This is a genomic window from Wolbachia endosymbiont of Muscidifurax uniraptor, from assembly GCF_054149795.1.
Genome location: NZ_CP083727.1, coordinates 168,362 through 192,756 on the forward strand (window position 1 = coordinate 168,362; position 24,395 = coordinate 192,756).

Consider the following 24,395-nt stretch of genomic DNA (forward strand, 5'->3'; position numbering starts at 1 on the left):
TTTTCTAGATCCCAGTGTCAAGCACATAACTATACGAACATTGCAATTTGTAGGTGGTGTCATCCCAGTCTGGGATCTAGCTTTTTGGTAATTTTATCGAAAATGTTTGCTCGTTTACAATCAATTTTCCTGGATCGAAGTAGTCAAGGCACTGGGATGACACCCTACTTAACCGTCATACCGCCGCGGTATCTCTTAGCCGCTAACACGTAGCGGGATGACGATTGTCGATAAATCTAAGTTACTTTAGCAACAGTTATTCTCCACTAAATTACTCTGAATTTTGGTTATATTATTTGCGGATTTCACTGCTGAAATCTCAAATTTTGAGCTTGTGTTCAAAAATGATTCAACTGACCTGCCAAAAAAATCATATCTCCACCCCTTGAATAATTTATCTGTCTGTCCAGATATTGACCCGGTTAACTCATCTTTTGAAGAAACTAATTTCCTTGATATGTTACTTTCTTTACATTTACTATCTAAAATAATTGAGAGTATATCAAGTACAGATTTATCATAATTACTCGATAAGGTGTTGTTTTGCTGCATCCAATTTCTCTCATTTTCATTAAAAATATTCACAAACTCTAGTAAATCCGCATCTTTTATATTTTTTGTATTCCTCTTGAGATCATCTAAAATCTCATCAACATGCTCTACATTTTTTTCAATAAAATCAGCTATTACAGCATTATTGATTATTTTATTACGGTTCATATTATAGCGCTGTGCTAAGGTTTCTTGCCACTCACTAACTGCTTTAACAGTTAGTATCAATCTTGGATTTACTTCATAATTAAATTTAATCCTCTTCCATGCATCTTTTGGGCTATGTAAATACTTATTTATATCAACTATTGATTCCATCTCTTCTTGAAACCAACCCATCCTATTATTTTCTTCAAGTTTATTGCACAATATTTGGTATAGGTCATATAGGTGTACCACGTCGTTTACTGCATAATCTAACTGATCTTCGGACAACGGACGCCTTAACCAATCTGAATTTTTAGCTTTAATTTTATCCAGTGCTATTCCTTGATATTGCTCCACTACTTTTGAGTAACCAATAAAGTCATGATAATAATGACAAAACATAGCAGCAACTTGGGTATCAAAAATGGGAGTGGGAATACATTTAAACACAGTGAGTAAGGATTCTATATCCTGCCGGCAGCTATGAAACACTTTGGTTATCCCCTGATTTAGCATTATTTTCTTAATGAATGATAAATCAATTTCTGGCACTAATGCGTCTACAATAAAACTCTTCTCTCCGTAAGAAATTTGAATTAACGATAATTTTGGGTAGTAGATTAAATTATTTCTAATGAACTCCGTGTCAACTGCTATAAATTTTGGCTTTTTTGCTATCAACCCCTCACATATGTCCTCCAGCTCCGACGTTGTATTAATTAACATATGTTTTTTATTCAGTGGTTCTACTTTACCACTTATATTAAATTTTTGCAATTAATGACTTCTTGCAGAACTTTCTATCACTCATTGGCATCACACAAATAGCCTTTTCCATCCCAATCCCAGTGCTTCCTTCTCCTGTCATCCAAGTAGCTGACACTGGGATCTAGAAGACTTAATTTCAACCAAGTGGCTGCATAATAAAGGCTGGATTCCAGTGGGCTTTGTTGCATCGCTAGCTATGATGGATTAAAGATAAAAAAGATAGGGAATATCAGTAGCTTATTATTCTGGTATTTATAACAAGAACGGTCAATGAATACCTAAATTTGAGTAAAAGAAATTTCACTACCATTTACCAATCCGGCTAAAATTCAAGAATTTCAATGCCTTAGCTATTTTCAATAGAATTAAATTTATTAATATAAATAACAAATTACTATTCTTAAATTTGATCAGATTGATTGCAAAAAAACAATATTTTCAATAGGTTGCTTATAATCCTAACTATAGTTAGCCTTTCATAAGTAGCGATGCAACAAAGCCATTCCAGTGCCAAGCACTGGAATGACAGCACTCTACGTCATACCGCCGCGAACTGTCATAACGCCGCGGTATCTCTAGATCCCGCTGCGGGATGACGATTGTCGTTTAGCTATAAATATTAAGAAATTTACCGAATAAAAAAAAAGGCAAAAGAAGCCCTGGGGTTATTATCCGCTTTAAAATATTGGCGTTTTTTATGTTTTAAACGCTTGACAAGCAAGATTAAGCTGCTTTTAATTGCAACTAACTTACGCTGCAAATGTTTAAGAAATTTACTAAGCAGAAAAAAAGACAAAGAATCCCCGAGTTAGCTAGTCTTTTACTATCTCTGTCGAGTATTGGCATTTTTTGATGTCTTGTAACGCTTTATAAGCGCGTTCAGCTTATTTAGATAAAAATCTAGACGTAGATGAAGTTTTGTAAAGACATACAGTATCTATATACTGCAAAAAATTGAACATAAGACGCCGATACATTAAGTAATCCTTACCTTTTAATCTGCAGATTGGCGAAAGCAAATACAATAGCTTCAGTTTCATGATAAGGGGGCTGGCGAAGGGTGTCAAGTAAGTTTTTCGTTTCTATAGCTACTACCACGATTGTATAGGTAATTCTTCACTCATAATAATGATTCAAGCCTTCAGCTCCTCAAACACTTCACTTGCTCTATTTAAAACAGAATCAGGAAAACCAGCAAGTTTTGCTACATGTATTCCATATGACTCATCTGCAATGCCTTCAATGACTTCATGTAGAAAAATAACCTCTCCGTTCCACTCTCTTATTTTTACACAAAAACATTTCACGTTCTTCAAGTATTTGCTTACTTTAGTTAATTCATGATAATGAGTTGCAAAAATGGCGCGGCACTTATTTACATTGTGAATATGTTCAATCACCGCCTGTGCAATAGATAATCCATCATACACCCCTGTGCCCCTACCAATTTCATCAAGTATCACCAAGGAACGGTCCGTTGCCTGATTTACTATCGTTGCTGTTTCGATCATCTCTACCATGAAGGTAGAATAACCAGCTGTTATATTATCCGTTGCGCCAACCCTGCTGAATATCTTGTCAATCACTCCAATATGTGCACTCTCTGCTGGCACAAATGACCCCATGTGAGCTAAAATTGCAATGAGAGCGTTTTGCCTCAAGAAAGTGCTTTTTCCAGCCATATTAGGACCAGTAATTAGATGTATACCAGCTAAATTGATGCTATTTGCAATGAATTTATCGTTAACTTCAACCACTGGATGTCTTCCGCTACAGATATTGAACTCTTTGCTGTCATCAATAATGGGTTTTACGTAATTATTTTGCACTGCAAGCTCTGCAAATGCGGTTCTAATATCAAGTTTTGCCAAAGCATTTGCAGCAAGAGCAATTTTTTCAGACTCTTTAGCAACTTCACTACACAGTTCACTAAAAATTTTCATTTCTAAGCCGATTGCAGCATCACGTGCCGTAAGAATTTTATTTTCTAGTTCTTTCAATTCATTAGTAGTGTAGCGCATGCTATTTGCTAAGCTTTGCCTATGAATAAATATATCCGAAGTTATTTTGTGATTTGCCGACACTTCAACGTAATAACCAAGTATGTTGTTGTGTAATATTTTGAGTGCGGCAATGCCAGTTAGGTCGCGATAAGATTCACGGAGTTTGGTTATTAGTTTATTACTATTATTTAATATGTAGGATAACTCAGATAATTCTGAGTTGCATTTTGAGTGAATAAATCCTCCTTCTTTCACGGAACTGAGGTTATTATCGAGTATAGCACTATTTAACAGTTCAAATAGGTCTTTATGATTGCCAAGGCTTTTATGTATTGTGCTTAGTTCACTCTCGTCTGATTTTACTGTTATTCCAGCGCGTGACGCTGGCTGGATCTCAGTTTGGATGACATATTGTTGTGGGAGAGATCCATTTTCACCTGATTCAATTTTACATAAGAACTCAGACAACTCTAAAGTTTTTCCTAGGCCTATTTTTAATAGGTTCATATCCTTTGGTGAACCACGCCCTAGTATTAAGCGCGATAAAGACCTTTCAATATCCGGAATGTTAGATAATATCTCTCGTATTTTTTTGCGTGAATCATGATTATTTACAAAAAATTGAGCGGTACTGAGCCTTAGGTTAATCGCCTTAGAACAAGCAAGGGGTGAAGCGAGCATTTGTTTGAGCAGGCGTCCACCAGAAGCTGTAACTGTATGATCAATAACTGAAATTAGTGAACCTTTCTTTTCACCAAATTGAGTTGAAAACGACTCAAGATTTCTCCTTGCTGAAGCATCAATAAGCATGAAATTTTGTTGCTTATAGGTTTTTGGGAATTCAAGCCTTGGAATGGAGCCCCTTTGCGTTACTCTGACATATTCAAGCAGTGCACCACACGCCATGATTTCTACTTTGCTGAAATTTCCTATACTCCCAAGTTCCCTGATTTTATAAAACTCGCATAACGTTCTGTGAGATTTACTATACTCAAAAAAGCTCTGTGCGTGTTGCGTAATTGATATTTTATAATTTTTTAAAACCGATCTAATTTTTTCATCCTCAGTGAATTTTTCAGAAATTAATAATTCTCTTGGTGATATACGCAATAAATCACTATCTAGAGCTTTCAAACTCGTTAAAGTGTGAAAAAATTTTCCCGTCGATAATTCAAGCCAACTAATAGCATATTCGTCATTTTGTTCAACTATGGACGCGAGATAATTATTGCTTTTATCCTCCAGTAGTGAATCTTCTATAATTGTACCTGGAGTTACAACTCGCACTACATCACGTTTTACTATGGATTTATAGCCCCTCTTTTTTGCTTCATCAGCAGTTTCTAATTGGTCACAGATTGCTACTTTGAATCCTAAATCTATTAGCTTGTGTAGGTAAGATTCACTACTGTGTGCTGGTACTCCACACATTGGTATTTCTTGCCCACACGAATTACCTCTCTTAGTGAGCACTATATTCAGCAATTTCGCAGCTTTAATAGCATCATCGAAAAACAACTCATAAAAATCTCCTAGCCTATAAAATAGCAGATGATCCTTGTATTGAGCTTTCAGGTTCAAATACTGCTCCATCACAGGGGTGTTTTTTTCTTTTACGAAGCTCATAATATTTTTTAATATATTGTATTGATAAACGTTATTATAGATTATATTGTACATGTGGATAATATAAAATTTAAATAGGTGTATAGAGGGGAAAATTTAAAACAATTAAATTTCTTGGATCCAAGTAGTCAGGACACTTGGATGACATAAAGAGTAGGAGTATTTGATGACAAAAAAACAAAAAACGCAGTTGTCATTCCAGCACGTGACGCTGGAATCCAGAATATCCTAATTACAAGGTTTATTATTTAGTTTGAAAAATACTATAGCTTTTTCTATATAAGTTGTTGCCCTTCTTTATCATTTTTACCATTTGCAGCACCAACAGATATTTCAGAGCTAACAGAGCTAACAGTGCTAATAGTTTTTTCTATCGCTTTAGCCTGTTCATAGTCTTGACTCAAAAAATACATGGCCAGTCCAACAGCTATACTAGCAACAAGAACAGATGCTATCATTACACCTAGTATCATACCACCAGAAAGACTTACTGCAACATACACACCAGCTCCAAGTACAACACCAAGAAAACCACCAATTATTACGCCAGGCACTAAACTGCCTATCATAGCGCTTTCTTTTTTCGTATGAGCTTGTTTTTTCATACTTTTAATAAGCACTTCTTTTGTTTTTCCTTGAGCTAAATCTGAAGGAATTTTATTATCCGCGTTTTGTATCAAAGGATTTGCACTATATGTAACAAGAAGGGTGGTTATTTCTTCAGTTTTATTAACTATAACTGCATGATGTAGTAATGTATTTCCCTCTTCATCTTTAAAGTTTATATGAGTACGAAATTCTTCATCTAGATTTCTTATTGGGTTGTTTTTTGCATATATCCCAGATTGTATTGCTCTATCTAAGCATTGTATCACTTGTTCTAGTGATTGCTCGCCAGGATTTTGTATAAAATGAAGCAGAATTTCGTGTACTATCGCTTCCTTTGTAGTTTTTGGGCATCGTAAAGCGTAATTAAATGTCTGTGTAGTAATAACTTCTTCTTTTCTTTTTTTAAGAACAACCCTTAAATCTTCAATCGCCTTTTCACCATCTTTTATTCCAAGAATTATTGAATCCAAATTATTTATCATGCTATCCTCCTTGGTTTGATTGCATTACTCATTAATAAATAATATAATAAATCCTGCTAAAAGTCAAGCAATTAATTAATAAGTTAATATAATCCTCCAAAAGGAGCCCCTTACTTTTTGTTCAGCATGTCCATTGGATCAGACTCTTTAAGCTTGCTGTTTGCTGAATTTATTCATCACAATAGCTACAATGTGCTATCGAAGTTCTCTGTAATCTTAGTTGGTTCTTCTAGAATATTCAAAATATCAGTTGCACAATAAACCCGATCTCTCTTTCCTTGAGAAGTTTGTGAAACGATGCCTAAATCTTCAAGCTTTACGATTGCTCTTTGGGCTGTTGTAAATACGACACCTAAGTTTTCAACCACTTTCCTTATAGTAAAGTAAGGGTTTAAAGACTATTAACTAAATCATTGTCCCATTCAAATTTTTGTGGCAAGGGGCTTGGTATAAATGCCTGATAACCAGCGAATACTTTGCCTGATGGTGATCCTTTAATATACATTCATTCAACCGAGCACACTATTTTTATAGTATATATTATTTTCAAATAAAGTCAAAAATGAAAATAAGGCTTTATCTTATTTGCGTGCATGAAAATAAGAAACTCTCTTATTATTGATTTTGCTCAAAAACGAAAATAGAAGAAGCTGCTGAACTTTATGTATCCTGTTTTTCTGGAGAACTGCTATAAAACTTCTGAGTGAAGTCACTTAATTTTTACACATCTATTGTAGAGTAAGAAGAACCGAATTTGAAACAAAAATGCTAACTGATGCTTGGACTTTACTGACACTTACACTACTTGAAACTATACTTAGTGTAGACAATTTAATCTTTATTTCTCTAGCAATAGATAAGGTACCAAATGCGCTGAGAGAAAGAGTGCGCCTTATGGGCCTTGGATTAGCACTATTAATGCGTTTTGTAATACTATTTTTTACATCATCTATATTATCAATGCAAAAACCTATATTTCACACTGCATCAGCAAGGGATTTACTTATGATCGCAGGGGGATTATTCCTTATTGTTAAGAGCTCTATGGAGTTACGGGATGACATCTTTGTATGTAAGAAAAATAAAAAGAAAGCAAACGTTAAATCAAAATTTTTTTTAGTTGTGCTACAAATTATATTAATAGATTTAGTTTTTTCGGTTGATTCGATATTAACTGCTATAGCACTAACTTATAACATGGTAATAATTGCTACAGCATTTACATTTTCCATGCTAGCAATGCTGTTTTTATCAAGTTATACCGCCCAGTTAATCAAATCTAACCCAGGGTTAAAAATAATCGCCATTTTATTTATTTTACTTGTCGGTGTGTACCTCATGCTTCATGGATTTCATATAGAATTACCAAAAGGATATTTGTATTCTTCATTTATGTTTGCACTGCTTGTGGAAATTATAAGCAAAATAAAGAAAATTAACCGTCATACCGCGATTCATTCGCGGTATCTCAGCCGCTAACAAGCAGCGGGATGACGAGGTTATCGTCATGTTGCCGCGAACTGTCATACCGCGATTCATTCGCGGTATCTCTAGATCCAGCTAACAAGCAGCGGGATCTTTTTGATTTACTCCCACTCAATAGTTGCGGGTGGTTTAGAAGTGATATCATAAACAACTCTATTTACTCCGGGAACATTATTAACAATTATACTGCCGACATTGCGTAAAAAATCCCAAAATACTAGCAAGTGTTGATCCTTATCTTCAAATGGAAATGCATCGGCTGTCATACCATCAGATGATGTTACAGCCCTTAAAGCACAAACATATCCATACGTACGACCATCTCCCATAACGCCTACAGTTTTTATTGGTAATAATACAGCAAAAGCTTGCCATATCTTATCATATAGATCGTAATTTTTCATCGTATTAATATATATTTCATCTACTTCTTGCAATATTCGCACCTTTTCTTCATCGACTTCACTTATAATCCTCACTGCAAGTCCAGGTCCAGGAAATGGATGTTGAAATATTATCTCATCTGAAAGCCCAATTTCTTTTCCAAGTAGCCTTACCTCATCTTTAAAGAGGTAGCGTAAAGGCTCCACTAGCTTCAGGTTCATCTTTTCTGGCAACCCACCAACATTATGGTGAGACTTAATTGTACTAGTGTTGTTTGAGGCATGCCCTGACTCAACTACATCAGAGTAGATGGTACCTTGCATCAAAAAATCCACATCACCTATTTTTTTTGCTTCTTCTTCAAACACTTCAACAAAAGTGTTACCGATAATTTTTCGCTTTTCTTCTGGATCAGTTATTCCCTTCAACCTACTCAAAAATAAATTTGATTTATCAACGTAATTTATCGGAATCTCTTTCAACATAGCGATGGTTTGGTTCTTGCGTAACAACCCAGTATCGATAAAAATACAGTTCAATTGTTTTCCTATAGCTTTATGTGTGAGAGCCGCTGCAACGCTTGAATCAACCCCACCACTTACTGCAGCGATTACTTTTTTCTCTCCTACTACATTTTTGATTTTTTCCTTTTGCTCCTCAATAAACGACTTCATTGTCCAGTCTCTTTTGCAATTTGCAATATCCAAGAAGTTAGAGAGCAATTTACTGCCATTTGTTGTGGGCTTAACCTCAGGATGGAACTGAGTACAGTAAATCTTCCGCTGTTCGTTGACAATCATTGCAATTGTTTGATTTATCACACCTGATGCGATAACAGTAAATCCCTGTGGTATAGTATCAACACTGTCCGCATGGTTCATTAATACATCCACTTCAGAATTAACATCCCAGGTATCCTTTACAATGGGGGATTCTTTTAGTATCTTGATTTTAGTTCTACCAAACTCCTGTTTGAAACTCTCTTTTACTTTTGCTCCAAAATAATGACAAATGAGTTGCTGTCCATAGCATATTCCAAGTATAGGAACGCTTGTTGCCTCATTAAGTTTTATAATTTCATGTACTACTCTACTTGTTTCAGAACAATCATCATTTACAGATTGTGGTCCTCCAGAGAGAATAAACCCATTGAATTTTGATATTGTTTCAAAACTGATGTTGCTTGGAAATATCTCACAATAAACACCCATTCCTCTTACTTGTCTTGCGATAAGCTGTGTAAACTGTGAACCAAAATCAATAATGGCAATTGCTGACAATTTGCTCCTCCATATTATTTAAAATGATATCTGATAATAAAGAAAATAATGGAGTAAGTAAACCAAGACCTGTTTAAAAGCTTTAACGCGTGGTACAAGTTAGCTATATAGCTAATTTTCCTACACCATACCGCTGCGGCGCTAACTAGTAGCGGAATGACAGCAATCTACGTCATACCGCCGCAGTATCTCAGCCGCTAACAAGTAGCGGGATTATCTTCATGCTGCCACGAACCGTCATACCACCGCGAACCGTCATACCGCGATTCATTCGCGGTATCTCAGCCGCTAACAAGAGATCCCGCTAACAAGCAGCGGGATGACGAGGTATAAACTTTATCGTCATGCCACCGCGAACCGTCATACCGCGATTCATTCGCGGTATCTTGGCAATAGATCCCGCTAACAAGTAGCGGGATAACGATTGTCGTTTAGCCATAAATGTTTAAGAAATTTACCAAATGAAAAAAAAGGCAAAAGAAGCCCCGTAGTTGGCTAATTACTTACATTATACTTTCAAGTATGGCGTTTTTTTATTCTAAACGCTTAATAACCGCGACTCAGCTGCTTTTAAATGCAACTAACCTTAGCTATAAATGTTTAAGAAATTTACTAAACAGAAAAAAAGGCAAAAGAAACCCTAGGGTAGCTAGTTATTCACTATCCATTTTTTAAGTTGGCGTTTTTTTATGTTTTAAACGCTTTATAAGCGCGTTTCAGCTTATGTAGGTAGAAGTTTTATAAAGACATAAGGTGCACATAGTGCAAAAAATTAAACATGAGACGCCAGATACGTGAGTTTTTTTGTCATTTAATCTGTACAGAGAAGATAAATAAATAGCCTCAATTTTATGATAAGAGGGCTGGCGGAGTTTGTCAAGAAAGTTTTTTCGTTTCTATTCCCAATAAAAGTGCGTTATATGGTTATGCAAGAAGTCTATTTACCCATTTGCTTAACTTTCTCTCTACTTTTTCTGAGTAAGGCCGCTATTGGCATGACAGACATTCATCGTAGTCAATGTCTGTTTTTTGTTGCAATATTTCACTTTTTTTGAATATGTCATGCGAGACCTTATCGGCTCTCTGCATTGATTGTGATCTGCAGTAATATAAGCTCTTCAATCCTTTTTTCCAAGCAAGCATGTGTATTTTGTGCAAGTAACGTTTATGTACGTTGGCAGGTAAGAACAGATTTACTGATTGAGATTGACAAATATACGAAGTTCTATTACTTGCATGTTCTATAATCCATCTTTGGTCAAGCTCGTACGCTGTTTTAAATGTCAATTTTTCATGCTCACTAAGAAAATCTAAATGCTGAACGGAACCCTCGTTTGTTGAAATTGAAGACCATATTTTATCATTGTCTTGATTTTTTTCTGCTAATAGTTTTTGCAAGAATTTATTTCGCACTACAAATGAGCCTGTAAGTGTCTTTTGTATGAATACGTTTGCTGCGTATGGTTCTATTCCAGGGGAGGTATTACCTGCAATAATGGAGATCGAGGCAGTAGGAGCAATAGCGAGTTTGTGTGTAAACCTTTCCATTAGATCAACTTCTTTGGCATCAGGACATGCTCCCTTTTCTTCTGCTAATTTTTTAGAAACTATATCTGCTTGCTCGCGTAAATACTTAAATATTTTTTTATTCCATTGTTGTGCTGTTACTGATTCAAAAGGAACCATTTTGCTTTGTAAAAATGAATGAAAGCCCATCACACCAAGACCAATACTGCGTTCTCTGGCTGCAGAATATTTTGCTCGCTGCATTTCATTCGGTGCTTTATTTATGAAATCTTCCAATACATTATCAAGAAAGCGCATTATATCTTCTATGAAGAGTTTATTGTCTTCCCATTCTTCGTAGTACTCAAGGTTTACGGATGATAGACAACACACAGCAGTGCGTGACTTATTCAGGTGATCATAACCTGTGGTTAAAGTTATTTCACTGCATAGATTTGACATCTTGATGTCTAAGTTGAGCTTTTTGTAAGATTCTGGCTTATTGTTATTTGTTGCATCAAGGAAAATAATGTAAGGTTCTCCAGTTTCAACTCTTGCTGTTAATATTTTGATCCATATATCCCGCGCTTTTACAGTTGAAATAACCTTATTGTTGTGAGGGCTTATTAAATTCCATTCTTGATCATTCTCAACAGCCTGCATAAATTTATCTGTTACTATTACAGCATGATGTATATTTAACGCTTTGCGATTTGGGTCACCGCCTGTTGGCTTGCGTAAATCTAGAAACTCTTCTATCTCCGGATGAGATACAGGAAGGTAGACTGCTGAACTTCCTCGCCTTAGGGATCCCTGACTAATTGCAAGCGTTAGAGCATTTTGCACTACAATAAATGGAACAATTCCTGATGTTTTGCCGCTACCCTTTACGCTTTCGCCTATTGAGCGTAAATTTCCCCAATAACTACCTATGCCTCCTCCACGTGCAGCAAGCCAAACATTTTCGTTCCATAGATCAACTATTCCCTGCAAGCTGTCTTCGGTTTCATTAAGAAAGCAAGAGATAGGTAACCCTCTCTTAGTGCCACCATTGCTGAGTATTGGTGTTGAAGGCATGAACCACAAGTTGCTCATGTAGTCATAAAGACGCTGCGCATGTTCTTTATTATCAGAATAGTAATTAGCAATACGTGCAAAGAGGTCTTGATAACTTTCATTTTCTATTAAATACCTGTCTGATAGAACTGCTTTTCCAAAGTCGGTTAATTTGCTGTCCTTTGCGTAATTAATGGTAATGTTATTCATAAAGTTCCTTTTATTCTTTTATTATATATAGATACTTAAAAGTCATTTTGAGCGATTTTTAAGTTAGGTTTTTCGGACTTTCTTGTTGATGCTGTAATGCAAACAAGATACCGTCAACCTGACTGCCATATATTTTACAGTAACTCATATAACTTATTTGCATATTTATTTCTTTTGCAACATGTTGAACATAACTTTCTGAGTGACGAAAATAGTCTCCTTTATTTACAAAGTCAATACCTTCACCTTCCTTTCTTCTTATTAAACATACAATAACCCCTTTTTTGCTCGTAGATCTTTTTGCTAATTCCAATTCTTCTTGAAAGTCATGTAGATAATGTAGCACTTCAGCAAAGATAATTACATCATACTGCTGGTTTTTCTCTTGTTTAAGAAACTCTTTCATTTCCATATGTATTAATTCATTGTAAACAGGCTTACCTTTTATAAAGCATCCTCTTGCGATATTTAGCATTCTACTTGAAATGTCAATTCCTGTTATATGGTTTCCAATACCATTTATTTTCAAGAAATGACCACATATTCCAGTTCCACAACCAAGGTCGAGTATATTGAGCTCAGAAGTGGAGTTGTTGAAGATTTTTGTAATTATCATGTGTACAAGTTCATGCCCTCTATATTGTTTGGCAATCAACCAATGCTCAACAAAATATTCACCTGTGTAATCAAAATATTGTCTTATGAGGTTTTTTGGCAATTCTGTAATAGGCGCTGAGTTTGTCATTTTTTTTATATAGTAAGACGCCTCCTCGTGGTCATTATCTAATTTTAGTGCCCTTGTTAAATAATTATAAGCTTTGTTAGTATTCCCTACCGCAAAATGACACCTTCCGATGTTATACCAGACTATAGGTAAATGGGGGTAAAATATGCTAATTAACCAAAATCGTAACTTTGCATCTGATATGCTACCTTCATAAAAGTGATATAAACCGATTTCAATGTTGGTGTTTAACAGGTTCTTAGATTTTTTAAGAAGCACTGTCATTTCTTTATGAAGAGTATTATATTTATTCACAATGAAGTGTTTTACTTTCTTAATATTTAATACGCCAATGAGCTTAGACATACAATTTAAAGCAACGTTTTTTATAAAAGAGAGATTACTTTTCATACGTTAGAAATACTCCGAATGTTTATTATCATTTTTAGGCAATTGATTTTAACACATTTTATCTTACAAAATATCTTTTTTATTAATTTTTACTGTATATATAAGTTTACCACATATTTCTCAGATTATACTGTTTAGGATTGCTAGTATATTGTTGTTGATAATATAAGTAAATGTTTTGTGCAAAAAGGCGTTGACATATTATTTATTAGGTTATAACATATAAAAGATTAATTTAGTTTTTAGATGTTTGACAAGTTTTATGGTAGAGATTAATTTAATCTCAATTCAATTTTAATAATATTTAACTCTGCATATTCTGCATATAGTCGGATAAATAAATTATTGAGAGCACTTGATGGATGCCTTGGCGTTAAGAGGCGATGAAGGACGTGGCAGGCTGCGATAAGCTGTGGGGAATTGTCAACAAATTTTGATCCGCAGATTTCCGAATGGGGAAACCCAACTAGTTTAGCTAGTTATTACGTACTAAGTATGTAAAGCAAACTTGGTGAACTGAAATATCTAAGTAGCCAAAGGAAAAGAAATCAACCGAGATTCTGTTAGTAGTGACGAGCGAAAGCGGAAAAGGCTAGTGATTTAAGAATAAGAATTAGAATACTCTGGAAATAGTAACCATAGAAGGTGATAGTCCTGTATAAGTAGAAAGTTTTTAAATCCTTGAGTAGAGCGGGGCACGTGAAATCCTGTTTGAATATGGGGGGACCATCCTCCAAGCCTAAATACTCCTTAACGACCGATAGTGAACAAGTACCGTGAGGGAAAGGTGAAAAGAACCCCGGGAGGGGAGTGAAATAGAATCTGAAATCAAGTGCTTACAAACAGTTGGAGCTCTATATCAATTTATTGATATTTAGAGTGACAGCGTACCTTTTGCATAATGGGTCAGCGAGTTAATCTATGAAGCAAGCTTAAGCCGTTAGGTGTAGGCGTAGCGAAAGCAAGTCTGAATAGGGCGTTTTAGTTTTATGGATTAGACCCGAAACCAAGTGATCTAGTCATGACCAGATTGAAGGTGTGGTAAAACACACTGGAGGATCGAACCAGTTAATGTTGCAACATTATTGGATGAGTTGTGATTAGGGGTGAAAGGCCAATCAAACTTGGAAATAGCTGGTTCTCCGCGAAATCTATTTAGGTAGAGCGTTGTATGTATGTTGTTGGGGGTAGAGCACTGGATAGACTAGGGGGATTCACCGTCTTACCAAATCTAACTAAACTCCGAATACCAACAACTAATTATACAGCAGGCACACTGCGGGTGCTAAGTCCGTGGTGAAGAGGGAAACAACCCAGATCACTATCTAAGGTCCCAAAATTACAGCTAAGTGGGGAAGGAAGTAGAAAAACCATTACAGCTAGGAGGTTGGCTTGGAAGCAGCCATCCTTTAAAGAAAGCGTAACAGCTCACTTGTCTAAATAAGTTTTTCTGCGCCGAAAATGTACCGGGGCTAAAGCTGTATACCGAAGATGTGAGTGCTTATTGATTTCGATCAATAGGCGCGGTAGCGGAGCGTTCCGTAAGTCTGTGAAGGTGGTTTGTGAAAACTGCTGGAGATATCGGAAGTGAGAATGCTGACATAAGTAGCGTAAAAGAGTGTGAAAAACACTCTCACCAAAGATCTAAGGGTTCCTACGTTAAGTTAATCTGCGTAGGGTTAGTCGGTTCCTAAGGCGAGTCCGTAAAGGAGTAGTCGATGGCAATTAGGTTAATATTCCTAAACCTCTTAAGTGTGACGGGTTTCGTATTTGTATAGATCTTATTGGATTGATCTATGCTTAAAAGAAGCTCCAGGAAATAGCACTTATATTTATGAGGCCGTACCGCAAACCGACACTGGTGGATGAGTAGAGTATACTAAGGTGTTGAAAGAATGATGTTGAAGGAACTCGGCAAATTATACCTGTAACTTCGGAAGAAGGGTAACCTGCTTTTAGGCAACTATGAGTAGGTGGCACAAAATAGGGAGTAGCGACTGTTTACTAAAAACACAGGACTCTGCAAACACGTAAGTGGAAGTATAGGGTCTGACGCCTGCCCGGTGCTGGAAGGTTAATAGGAAGGGTGCAAGCTCCGAATTGAAGCCCCAGTAAACGGCGGCCGTAACACTGACGGTCCTAAGGTAGCGAAATTCCTTGTCGGGTAAGTTCCGACCCGCACGAATGGCGTAACGATTTCTCCACTGTCTCCAACATCACTTCAGCGAAATTGAATTCCCCGTGCAGATGCGGGGTACCCGCGGTTAGACGAAGAGACCCCGTGCACCTTTACTATAGCTTTACATTGCTATTAAAAGTGTGATGTGCAGGATAGGTGGGAGACTTTGAAGTTATGGCGCTAGCTATAATGGAGTCAACCTTGAGATACCACCCTTTACACTTTTGATATCTAACTATGTTTCATTATCTGGAGCTAGGACATTGTATGGTGGGTAGTTTGACTGGGGCGGTCGCCTCCTAAAAAGTAACGGAGGCGTGCGAAGGTAAGCTAGAGCTGGTCGGAAATCAGCTTGATAGTATAATGGCATAAGCTTGCCTGACTGCGAGGCTGACAAGCCAAGCAGAGACGAAAGTCGGTCATAGTGATCCGGTGATTCTGTATGGAAGGGTCATCGCTCAACGGATAAAAGGTACGCCGGGGATAACAGGCTGATGGTGTTCGAGCGTTCATAGCGACGACACCGTTTGGCACCTCGATGTCGACTCATCACATCCTGGGGCTGAAGAAGGTCCCAAGGGTTCGGCTGTTCGCCGATTAAAGTGATACGTGAGTTGGGTTTAGAACGTCGTGAGACAGTTCGGTTTCTATCTGCCGTGGGTGAAGGAAATTTGAGAAGGTCTGACTCTAGTACGAGAGGACCGAGATGGATATACCTCTGGTGTACCAGCTGTTATGCCAATAGCATCGCTGGGTGGCTATGTATAGATGGGATAATTGCTGAAAGCATATAAGCAAGAAACCCTCTTCAAAAAGATTTCCCAATTAAGGCCGTGGGAGACTACCACGTTGATAGGCTAGGTGTGGAAGCATGGTAACATGTGAAGCTAACTAGTACTAATAGCCTGATTGATTTATTTGCTTTCTATATGTGTGTATGCAGTGTTAAATATTAAGTTAAAATTGTTAAGTTAGAAATTTTTATTGACTTGGTGGCTATAGCAAAAATGAACCACCCGATCTCATCTCGAACTCGGAAGTGAAACTTTTTAGCGCTGATGGTACTTGAAAAGGGAGAGTAGGTCGCCGCCAAGTTTATAAAAATTTCTTTGTTAATTAGACAGTAGGTATACTTATATTTTAACTGTATCCGTTAAGCGGAGTGGCAGAATAAGGTAGACAAGGTGATCTAAAAAGATAATCATAGAGCAAAAGTGAAATAATATGGTAAACCTTTTAGAACTTTGCAAAAATTTACAGCAAAAAATAGAAAGGTTAGAAGCAAAAATAGAAAGATTGGAAAAAGAGAATGAAAGTTTAAAAGCAGAAAATAAGGCTTTAAAGATAGAAAATGCTGAGTTAAGAGAAAGACTCGGTTTAAGCTCAAAAAATTCATCAATACCAAGTTCCAAAGAGTTGTATAAAATAAAAAAGAATAAGCCGAAAAGCGAAAGGAATATTGGCGGTCAGGTTGGTCATAAAGGAAGTTTTCGCGCCAACATGGATGCAGATAAAGTAGTAAAGATAGAGTTGCCTAATACTTGCGAATGCGGAGGAGAAATTGCAATATGTGAAAAACCATATATTCATCAGAAAGTTGATCTTCCAGAAATCAAGCCTTATGTAGTGGAATATCAGTTAGAACATGGCCGTTGTCGGAGATGCGGAAAGAGAAGAAGTAGCAAGTTACCGGAAGGTGTTACGCCAAATACATTTGGTCCAAGGGTTAAGTCAATAATTGCAGCGTTCAGCGGATTCTACAAAAATTCAAAACGCGAAATAGCGAGTGTCGTAAATGATATCTTCAATTTGAACATAAGCGTCGGTAGCATATCAAGTAGTGAACATAGAGTTGCTTCAAAATGCAAAAAAATGTATGAGCAGATCGAACAAGAGATAAGTAGGAGTAAAGTTCTACATATTGATGAAACGAGCCATTATAACAAAGGTAAACTCGCTTGGTGTTGGATGTTTGCAAGCAATACGGCAAGTTTTGTAAAATTTACAGAGTCAAGAGGAATGAAAGTTTTACAAAATAGTAAATTCTGCAATCGCAATAGCTTGGTAATAACTGACAGGTATGCAGCATACAATTATTTTGCCGATAAAAACAGGCAAATCTGTTGGGCACATTTATCAAGAGATTTTGAAAGATTAGCACATAGTTGGAATATTGAAGTTAAAGTTCTGGGTTGTTACTTGAGAAACGTGGCCACTGAATTATTTGCACTAAAAAAAGCTTTACTAAAAAGTGAGATAGATGTTTTGAGGTTTGTCAGACGTGCCAGAAAATTAAGAAAACGTACAAAGTATTACTTGAAGGAGATATCTCGTTTACCTGAAGCAATTGGAGCCTCTCGAGTTGCAAAAAATGTTCTGAGATCTGAAAGAATGATGTGGAAATTTTTAGATGACCCAGAAAATATTCCGCTGACAAATAACCACGCTGAACGGCAAATTCGGCATTATGTCGTTTATCGCAAAAACTCATATTTTACACAATCAAAGCGGGGAAATACATTCCTTGAGCGGATAATTTCATTATACTTAACTTGGAAACAAAGGGGTCTCAATCCTTTCCAAAATCTCCTATCTATTGTTTCTTAAACCACTCTCCTGAACGGATACTTTTAACTTTCTTGTTTTGTTACTATTCTTTAAGTTTTTACTTTAACTACGATATCTTTTTTTTCTTATATGCTCTTGGTCATTTTCTACATTATTTAGCATTGTTCCTACTTCCCCTAATTGATTCCCTTTTGAAGGAGAATTACTGATTTCTGGTAATATTACATTACCTCCCACTTTTTTAAATAATTCTTCTTGTTGGCGAAATGCTGACCTCCAATCTGTTCCTGTTCCTTTAGGAAGAAATAAGAATTGATACATCTGACCAAAGCCTGTGTTATTTACCTCTTTTATATGCTCTACCACTCACCACACCCATTAACTATTTTTAAAAATTTTACCTATATTATCATAAAAAATATAGTTGTAAATACCTTAATTGAGATTTTTTTTTATTTTATCTTTTTTAAGCAAATAGTTAGATCTTTTTGTAAATTTTTATAACTTGCTTGCATAATGTTTCTATGAGTTAGTATTATGTAGTAGTGTCCTATATTACTTATATTTAAAATGCTAATTTTAGCAAGCATTCGTAGTTGCCTTTTTATTTTATTTCTTTTTGCTGCTTTTCCGGTTTTTTTACTGATAGCCAGACCTACTCTAATAGTATGAATGTACTTCTCAGGTTCTCTTTCTTTTATAGCGTACAGTGATATATAAAGCCCACGATAAAAAAGACTGCTGAGTGCTAACTTATTTTTGAAAGCAGAAGAAAAATCTTTTTTTTTATACTTACTATGCGCATAATTTGTTACACCCTAATGAACGGCGCCTATTAAGGATTTTTCTTCCAGCTCTTGTTGCCATACGTGAACGAAATCCGTGTCTGCGCTTTCTTATCAAATTTTTTGGTTGAAATGTTCTCTTCATTGTTTTTATATTAATATAATTATTTATTTTAAATTGTTTTACTTTATTGTCAAATAATGGTGAACTTGTATGACATTTTCGTAGAATAAAATTTGATGCATGGAAGAATGAATTCGGTGATAGTCATACCTGTCTTACTAATCCTTTTATTTTGTTTTAGTAGGTTTCAAGAAGTAAATAAGGTTAAATCTTATCTATATCTTAGTTGTGTATGGATGCTAACTTGGTTGTTAGTATTCTATAATAATTGTTTTGTAACTTTTATTTCTATAGCGTTACTTTTTTTCATGCTTGCTTTTATCTTTAAAAATAAAAGAAATAAGATAATAAAACTTTCGTTATTTGTGGCTTTGGCCATATCATTTTTTACCACTTTATTTATAATGCTGTCTATTTTTATTCAATCCATTAGTTTTTTTAATAAAGTAGCTATTTCAGAATTCTTGTTTTGCTTGAAATGGGGCCACAATGTAGTCACTATCAATGAAGAGAAGATAGGATGTTTTGGTATAGCGCCGCTTTTAGTTGGTACATTACTTATAACTATTATAGCAATGTTAGTTGTCGTTCCGCTTGGTTTATTTTCTGCAATATATATTAGTGAATATGCGAGTGAGAAAGTGCGTTATATTGTTAATACAACTTTGCAAGTTTTGTCTGCTATTCCTACGGTTGTATATGGATATTTCGCGGTTGTGTTTTTGTCTTTCTTTATAAAGCAGGTAGCAAATTTTTTTGGTTTAAGTATACACTCAGAAAGTGCCTTAGTTGCCGGTTTATCGATTGGGATAATGATTCTTCCTTTTATTATTTCTTTACTCGAAGATGCCATAAGATCTGTTCCAAAAAGCTTGCGTTATGGCTTCATGGCACTTGGTGCAACTCCAGCGGAAACTATATGGCATATAACAATACCTTATGCAATGCCTACAATTTTAAGTGCAATTTTATTGTCAATTTCAAGAGTGATAGGTGAAACAATGATTGTGCTAATGGCTGTGGGAATCAACGCAAATTTGACTTTTAACCCTCTTAATTCAGTTACTACCATTACCGTGCAGATCGCTACATTACTTACCGGAGATCAGGATTTCAATAGTGTACAAACTCTTGCTGCTTATGCGCTTAGTTTAGTATTGTTTATTATTACTTGGCTATTAAATGCATTTGCATTGTTTGTAATGAAGCGTAACTAGTAAGCGTTTTAATGTTGCAAAATTTCTATTAATAATATAAAATTTATTTTCTTTAGAAGTTCTTTTATGGAATTATAGTGTTAGGTGATAAAAATAAAGAGATGAATATAGGTAGAGCGATTAAGGTAACTCAAGCAGTTGTTGATATAAAATTTGAAGGTGAATTGCCTAAAATATTTAATGCTTTAAAAAGCAAACTAAAATATAAGGATAAGGAGCTGGTTTTAGAAGTTTCGCAGCATATAGGTGACAATATAGTTCGTTGTATTGCTATGGATAGCACAGATGGCATGTCAAGGGGGGATGAATTTGTTGATACAGGTGCACCAATATCGGTGCCAATTGGGCGTTCAACTTTAGGAAGGATTTTTAATGTTGTTGGAGAGCTTATAGATGAGTGTGGTCCACTGAAGGGAAAGTATAACTTAGAGCCTATACACAGAGCACCTCCAAGTTTTACTGAACAGAGAATACAGGAAGAAGTTTTAGTTACGGGAATAAAAGTTATAGATCTTCTTGCACCTTATCTTAAAGGAGGAAAAATTGGCTTATTTGGTGGAGCCGGTGTTGGTAAAACAGTCCTAATAATGGAATTAATTAATAATATAGCAAAAGCTCATAAAGGATTTTCTGTGTTTGCCGGGGTAGGGGAGAGAACGCGTGAAGGTAACGATCTTTATCACGAGATGATCACTTCAAATGTAATAAATATAAATGAGCATGAAAAATCTCAAGCTGTTTTGGTTTATGGTCAGATGAATGAGCCTCCTGGAGCAAGGGCTAGAGTTGCTTTAACAGCACTTACTATGACAGAGTATTTTCGTGACCGTGAAAACCAAGATGTTCTATTTTTTGTGGATAATATCTTTAGATTTACACAAGCTGGTTCTGAAATTTCTGCTTTACTTGGAAGAATACCGTCAGCTGTTGGTTATCAGCCAACCCTTGCAACTGATATGGGTGCAATGCAAGAAAGAATAGCTTCAACAACTTCTGGCTCTATTACTTCTGTGCAAGCTATATATGTTCCTGCGGACGATTTGACTGATCCAGCCCCAGCAACTACATTCTCTCACCTTGATGCAACCACAGTGTTGTCAAGGCAAATAGCTGAAATGGGAATATACCCTGCTGTTGATCCACTTGATTCAACTTCTCAGTCTTTATCTGCTGAAATCATTGGTGAAGAACATTATAATGTAGCTTCTGAGGTGAAACGTATATTGCAAACTTATAAATCACTGCAAGATATTATCGCAATACTTGGTATGGATGAGCTATCTGATGAAGATAAAATTATTGTTGATAGGGCTCGTAAGATTCAGAAATTTCTTTCTCAACCTTTTCACGTTGCAGAAATATTTACTGGCATGCCTGGTAAATTTGTTTCACTTTCTGATACTGTTTCCAGTTTTAAAGGGATTGTTGAAGGCAAATATGATCACTTACCAGAGGCTGCTTTTTATATGGTGGGGAATATAGATGAAGCAATAAAAAAGGCTGAATTAATACAAGCTGAAGCTAAATAAAAGTTAAAGATTATGAATACTTTTAAAGTGCAATTTTTCTCTCCTGATGATCAAATTTCATTCAGTGGAGTGGTTTCTCTTTCAGTAACTGGGCTCGAAGGGGAGCTTATGATTTTAGCTCACCATGCTCCTTACTTAATTTATTTATTGCCTGGTATGATTACTGTTAAAATGAGTAACCAAACAGAAAAGAAGGTTGTAATTGATAGTGGCGTATTAGAAGTTGCAAATAATAATTGTAGCATTATAACAAGTCAAATTCAGGTTTTTGATCGTGCAATTCATGATGAGAAATCGTTTAAAAATAAGAGAATTAGTATATATTTAAGTTATCTTGATGAGAAGTTTCTTTCTTAGTTATTTTAGGCAAAAAGTCAATTATCATTCAAGTGGCTATAAGATTTTTGCTCAGGGGGCTCTTTTTTGTCATCCCAGAAACCCCGGGGTGTCATCCCAGTGTCGGAGTACTTTAGGTGTATGATCCCAGAGTGTGATGGTATGGGACCATACACCTAATCAAATAAAAATTAAAGAAGGAGAGTTGGTTGTAACGGTTGGAGATAACGACTTTGTTTTACCTGGAATTTACGTTGGATAAACTACAAAAAATAACAGGTAAAAATCAACGTAAATTTAAGATAAATCGATTTTATTAGTATTATCAAATCAAAATCTGTTTTTAATTAATCAATAATACTTTTTTACATATTTTCATCCCCTTTCATGGATTTTTTAATTTTATAGATGATATCTAATATTATTAGAAGCATTGTAAAATATCTTATGAGAAAAATTATAAAATATATTAGCATTATTGGTATTGCATGTTTGACCTTACCCAGAAAAAGTAGAGAGAAAGTTAAGACGTTTTTATCATGAGAATAAATTGTGCAGGAATGCAATAGTTAATAGTAGAATGTCTACGTTATTTGTTATAAAAGATTTCTATGTATTCAAATATGGCAGTTCTGGTTTGTTGAGCGAGAAGTATCAATGAGCAGCTCCCTTTTAAGTGAACTTTTCTGCAACAGAGTTATCGTAACAACAGCCCTTATGGCTCATGCTGGAAATGATGTTTTTTGTATTCAATAGAAATTGGTAATTTTGAGAGGTATACTGTGACCCTTGATCGCTATGTAACAGCAGATTTTTATCGGGTTTGCGTTTATCAACGGCCATCAATAAAGAATCTATAACTAATTATCATGTTACTCATTAACCACCATGCGTGAATATAGGTCAATTATTGCCGCCAACAACCTTCTTTAGTTTTTATGTAGGTAATCCCAAACTTTATTTGGCTGATCAGTAGTAAAATTTTGATCCAATGTGTTCGGAGCCACAACTCGGTTGCTTATTTGCTGTTTTTTATTTTTGAACCTTCGTCTAAGCTTGGTTTTAATGCCATTTTCTTGCATAACACTTTGTACTGTTTTAATTTTTGCCTAAAGCTTTTAATTCAGCGTGAATTTTAGGGGCTCCATATCTGCATTTAGAATGCTTGATGTATTTTTTGAATATCTGCTAGAAGCCCTTCTTTTGCTAATTCTTTACTGCTTTTTTCCTTAGCAACCCATACCACCAGTACAAAACCCTACATAGTTCCTGTGTTTTATAGCAATTTCTATATAAAAGAATACTTTACTTTCCATAAGATGGTACAAGCCTCCACCTTCTAGGTGGAGAAACTTTAGTTTGTCAATGTCATAACTGTACTTTATAAAGTATAGTTATGACGGAATATGACAAAGGAAAACACACTGTATTTTATCATAGGTACCATATAGTCTGGATTACAAAATATCGGTACAGAGTATTAACTAAGGCTATGAAGGAGAGAATACGAACAATCATAGCAGAAGTATCTGAAGAAATGGGGATTAAGATAGAAAACGGAGTAATATCATCAGATCATTTACATTTATTCGTAGTAATACCTCCTCATATAGCTGTGAGTGATTTTGTTCAAAGAGCCAAAGGCAGGTCTTCACGCAAAGTTCAACAAGAATTTCCAGAGCTAAATAAAATGTACTGGGGAAAGCGTTTTTGGGGAAGAGGATACTTTAGTGCTACCAGCGGACATATCACAGATGAAGTCATTAATGAGTACATCAATAAACATACAGATGCACATCAGCCTCATTCTATATCTAGTATAAGATTGGAGTAGCTTTAGCTTCTCATCGCGCTTCCAGCGCTATATCCAACCTTTCGGCTCTCAGCCGATAGTGGTTGAGTTATAGGAAGCAGCCCATCTTTGAGAGAAGAAACCGCTACAATAGAAGGTGTATGCAAGTGAAAAATTGCTTGAATATCTTTCCTTGCTTGATAAATAAAACCATGAATTATATAGCCAGTTCTATTATATTGATATTCTTTGCCTTCAATTACATCTCCATCAAATGATACTTTCATTAACGAACGTTCATCTACTTCATCAAAACGCATACCAAACGGATAAATATAAAACGACTTTTGATCTTCAGAACGCACTGAAAGGTGAGTATATGTATGATCATCGAACTTAAGGTAGGACAAAATCTGATAGGCATAGACTAGATCCCTTTTTACTCTGCTCTTTGTTAACAACACAATCCTCTGTTAGAATCTTCTGAAGGTTTATACGCGAAAAGAGACTTGTAGTAAACTAATAAGTCTATGCCACTCTGTCTTGCTTTCTGAATACCAAACACTTTTGTGTTGTAGCTTGCTTAAAAATAGTTATCGTTATTATAGAGTTTATATACAGA

The 24,395-nt window shown here is 35.7% G+C and carries 17 protein-coding genes, 2 rRNA genes and 3 pseudogenes; 9 read left to right on the plus strand and 13 right to left on the minus strand.

Features of this window, described 5'->3' with window-relative positions; genetic code table 11:
- Window positions 1-246: 246 nt before the first annotated feature.
- From LA754_RS00880 to LA754_RS00900, 5 genes are all read right to left on the minus strand, one after another.
- Entirely contained in the window at window positions 247-1,425 is a 1,179-nt protein-coding gene (locus tag LA754_RS00880) for a ribonuclease D (RefSeq protein ID WP_006279667.1), read from the minus strand.
- Between the two features lie 77 nt (window positions 1,426-1,502).
- The gene (locus LA754_RS00885) at window positions 1,503-1,655 is read right to left on the minus strand and encodes a hypothetical protein (RefSeq protein ID WP_338482739.1); all 153 of its coding nucleotides are present in this window, start codon (window positions 1,653-1,655) and stop codon (window positions 1,503-1,505) included.
- A gap of 945 nt (window positions 1,656-2,600) precedes the next feature.
- Window positions 2,601-5,096 (minus strand): DNA mismatch repair protein MutS, encoded by a 2,496-nt coding sequence (mutS, locus tag LA754_RS00890; protein WP_049973606.1) that lies wholly within the window; start codon window positions 5,094-5,096, stop codon window positions 2,601-2,603.
- 275 nt (window positions 5,097-5,371) lie between these two features.
- A complete protein-coding gene (locus LA754_RS00895) occupies window positions 5,372-6,187 on the minus strand; it encodes an ankyrin repeat domain-containing protein (protein ID WP_077190105.1) in 816 nt (271 codons plus the stop codon).
- A 185-nt stretch (window positions 6,188-6,372) separates the two neighbouring features.
- Complete coding sequence (locus LA754_RS00900; protein ID WP_006279522.1) at window positions 6,373-6,555, minus strand: hypothetical protein; 183 nt, start codon at window positions 6,553-6,555, stop codon at window positions 6,373-6,375.
- A gap of 397 nt (window positions 6,556-6,952) precedes the next feature.
- On the opposite strand from LA754_RS00900, the gene LA754_RS00905 reads away from it, so the two are divergent.
- On the plus strand, window positions 6,953-7,666 hold the full coding sequence (locus LA754_RS00905; RefSeq protein WP_006279523.1) for a TerC family protein: 714 nt from the start codon (window positions 6,953-6,955) through the stop codon (window positions 7,664-7,666).
- Between the two features lie 107 nt (window positions 7,667-7,773).
- Here LA754_RS00905 and guaA read toward each other — a convergent pair whose 3' ends face one another.
- The 3 genes from guaA to LA754_RS00920 all read right to left on the minus strand — a co-directional run bounded on the left by guaA (window position 7,774) and on the right by LA754_RS00920 (window position 13,243).
- Window positions 7,774-9,336, minus strand: coding sequence for a glutamine-hydrolyzing GMP synthase (gene guaA / locus LA754_RS00910; protein ID WP_006279524.1), 1,563 nt, complete (start codon window positions 9,334-9,336; stop codon window positions 7,774-7,776).
- Window positions 9,337-10,323: 987 nt separating this feature from the next.
- Entirely contained in the window at window positions 10,324-12,108 is a 1,785-nt protein-coding gene (locus LA754_RS00915; RefSeq protein ID WP_077190107.1) for a ribonucleoside-diphosphate reductase subunit alpha, read from the minus strand.
- Between the two features lie 58 nt (window positions 12,109-12,166).
- A complete protein-coding gene (locus LA754_RS00920) occupies window positions 12,167-13,243 on the minus strand; it encodes a methyltransferase domain-containing protein (protein WP_006279417.1) in 1,077 nt (358 codons plus the stop codon).
- 335 nt (window positions 13,244-13,578) lie between these two features.
- On the opposite strand from LA754_RS00920, the gene LA754_RS00925 reads away from it, so the two are divergent.
- From LA754_RS00925 to LA754_RS00935, 3 genes are all read left to right on the plus strand, one after another.
- Window positions 13,579-16,344, plus strand: a 23S ribosomal RNA gene (locus LA754_RS00925).
- A gap of 66 nt (window positions 16,345-16,410) precedes the next feature.
- Window positions 16,411-16,517: ribosomal RNA gene (rrf, locus tag LA754_RS00930) — 5S ribosomal RNA — on the plus strand.
- A gap of 129 nt (window positions 16,518-16,646) precedes the next feature.
- On the plus strand, window positions 16,647-18,029 hold the full coding sequence (locus tag LA754_RS00935; protein WP_006280014.1) for an IS66-like element ISWen3 family transposase: 1,383 nt from the start codon (window positions 16,647-16,649) through the stop codon (window positions 18,027-18,029).
- Between the two features lie 63 nt (window positions 18,030-18,092).
- On the opposite strand, the gene LA754_RS00940 is transcribed toward LA754_RS00935, so the two are convergent.
- The 3 genes and pseudogenes from LA754_RS00940 to rpmH all read right to left on the minus strand — a co-directional run bounded on the left by LA754_RS00940 (window position 18,093) and on the right by rpmH (window position 18,920).
- A complete protein-coding gene (locus tag LA754_RS00940) occupies window positions 18,093-18,356 on the minus strand; it encodes a hypothetical protein (RefSeq protein WP_077188558.1) in 264 nt (87 codons plus the stop codon).
- Between the two features lie 86 nt (window positions 18,357-18,442).
- Window positions 18,443-18,718: pseudogene (gene rnpA, locus LA754_RS00945) on the minus strand (ribonuclease P protein component); the annotation flags it as partial.
- A gap of 67 nt (window positions 18,719-18,785) precedes the next feature.
- Window positions 18,786-18,920 (minus strand): 50S ribosomal protein L34, encoded by a 135-nt coding sequence (rpmH, locus tag LA754_RS00950; RefSeq protein WP_006279898.1) that lies wholly within the window; start codon window positions 18,918-18,920, stop codon window positions 18,786-18,788.
- A 107-nt stretch (window positions 18,921-19,027) separates the two neighbouring features.
- Between rpmH and pstC the strand changes: the two genes are divergently transcribed.
- The 4 genes from pstC to LA754_RS00970 all read left to right on the plus strand — a co-directional run bounded on the left by pstC (window position 19,028) and on the right by LA754_RS00970 (window position 22,126).
- A complete protein-coding gene (gene pstC / locus LA754_RS00955) occupies window positions 19,028-20,116 on the plus strand; it encodes a phosphate ABC transporter permease subunit PstC (protein ID WP_006279900.1) in 1,089 nt (362 codons plus the stop codon).
- 101 nt (window positions 20,117-20,217) lie between these two features.
- Window positions 20,218-21,645, plus strand: a complete 1,428-nt coding sequence (atpD, locus tag LA754_RS00960; RefSeq protein WP_006279901.1) for a F0F1 ATP synthase subunit beta — start codon at window positions 20,218-20,220, stop codon at window positions 21,643-21,645.
- Between the two features lie 12 nt (window positions 21,646-21,657).
- On the plus strand, window positions 21,658-22,002 hold the full coding sequence (locus LA754_RS00965) for a F0F1 ATP synthase subunit epsilon (protein WP_006279902.1): 345 nt from the start codon (window positions 21,658-21,660) through the stop codon (window positions 22,000-22,002).
- A complete protein-coding gene (locus tag LA754_RS00970) occupies window positions 21,983-22,126 on the plus strand; it encodes a hypothetical protein (RefSeq protein WP_156518021.1) in 144 nt (47 codons plus the stop codon). Before LA754_RS00965 ends, LA754_RS00970 begins: the two co-directional genes overlap by 20 nt.
- Before the next feature lie 444 nt (window positions 22,127-22,570).
- Here LA754_RS00970 and LA754_RS00975 read toward each other — a convergent pair.
- Window positions 22,571-23,274, minus strand: a pseudogene (locus LA754_RS00975) (IS3 family transposase); the annotation flags it as partial.
- A 103-nt stretch (window positions 23,275-23,377) separates the two neighbouring features.
- Here LA754_RS00975 and tnpA point away from each other — a divergent pair.
- Window positions 23,378-23,815: an IS200/IS605 family transposase gene (gene tnpA / locus LA754_RS00980; protein WP_006279552.1), complete on the plus strand. Its 438-nt coding sequence runs from the start codon at window positions 23,378-23,380 to the stop codon at window positions 23,813-23,815.
- 62 nt (window positions 23,816-23,877) lie between these two features.
- Here tnpA and LA754_RS00985 read toward each other — a convergent pair.
- Window positions 23,878-24,237, minus strand: a pseudogene (locus LA754_RS00985) (class II aldolase/adducin family protein); the annotation flags it as partial.
- Window positions 24,238-24,395: the final 158 nt, after the last annotated feature.

Coding starts and splice junctions, on each gene's coding strand:
- LA754_RS00895 (WP_077190105.1), bottom strand. CDS start 6,187: ATGATAAATAATTTGGATTCAATAATTCTTGGAATAAAAGATGGTGAA.
- LA754_RS00915 (WP_077190107.1), bottom strand. CDS start 12,108: ATGAATAACATTACCATTAATTACGCAAAGGACAGCAAATTAACCGAC.
- LA754_RS00965 (WP_006279902.1), top strand. CDS start 21,658: ATGAATACTTTTAAAGTGCAATTTTTCTCTCCTGATGATCAAATTTCA.
- LA754_RS00935 (WP_006280014.1), top strand. CDS start 16,647: ATGGTAAACCTTTTAGAACTTTGCAAAAATTTACAGCAAAAAATAGAA.
- LA754_RS00920 (WP_006279417.1), bottom strand. CDS start 13,243: ATGAAAAGTAATCTCTCTTTTATAAAAAACGTTGCTTTAAATTGTATG.
- atpD (WP_006279901.1), top strand. CDS start 20,218: ATGAATATAGGTAGAGCGATTAAGGTAACTCAAGCAGTTGTTGATATA.
- tnpA (WP_006279552.1), top strand. CDS start 23,378: ATGACGGAATATGACAAAGGAAAACACACTGTATTTTATCATAGGTAC.
- rpmH (WP_006279898.1), bottom strand. CDS start 18,920: ATGAAGAGAACATTTCAACCAAAAAATTTGATAAGAAAGCGCAGACAC.
- LA754_RS00880 (WP_006279667.1), bottom strand. CDS start 1,425: ATGTTAATTAATACAACGTCGGAGCTGGAGGACATATGTGAGGGGTTG.
- LA754_RS00885 (WP_338482739.1), bottom strand. CDS start 1,655: ATGCAACAAAGCCCACTGGAATCCAGCCTTTATTATGCAGCCACTTGG.
- pstC (WP_006279900.1), top strand. CDS start 19,028: ATGAATTCGGTGATAGTCATACCTGTCTTACTAATCCTTTTATTTTGT.
- LA754_RS00905 (WP_006279523.1), top strand. CDS start 6,953: ATGCTAACTGATGCTTGGACTTTACTGACACTTACACTACTTGAAACT.
- mutS (WP_049973606.1), bottom strand. CDS start 5,096: ATGAGCTTCGTAAAAGAAAAAAACACCCCTGTGATGGAGCAGTATTTG.
- LA754_RS00970 (WP_156518021.1), top strand. CDS start 21,983: ATGAGAAGTTTCTTTCTTAGTTATTTTAGGCAAAAAGTCAATTATCAT.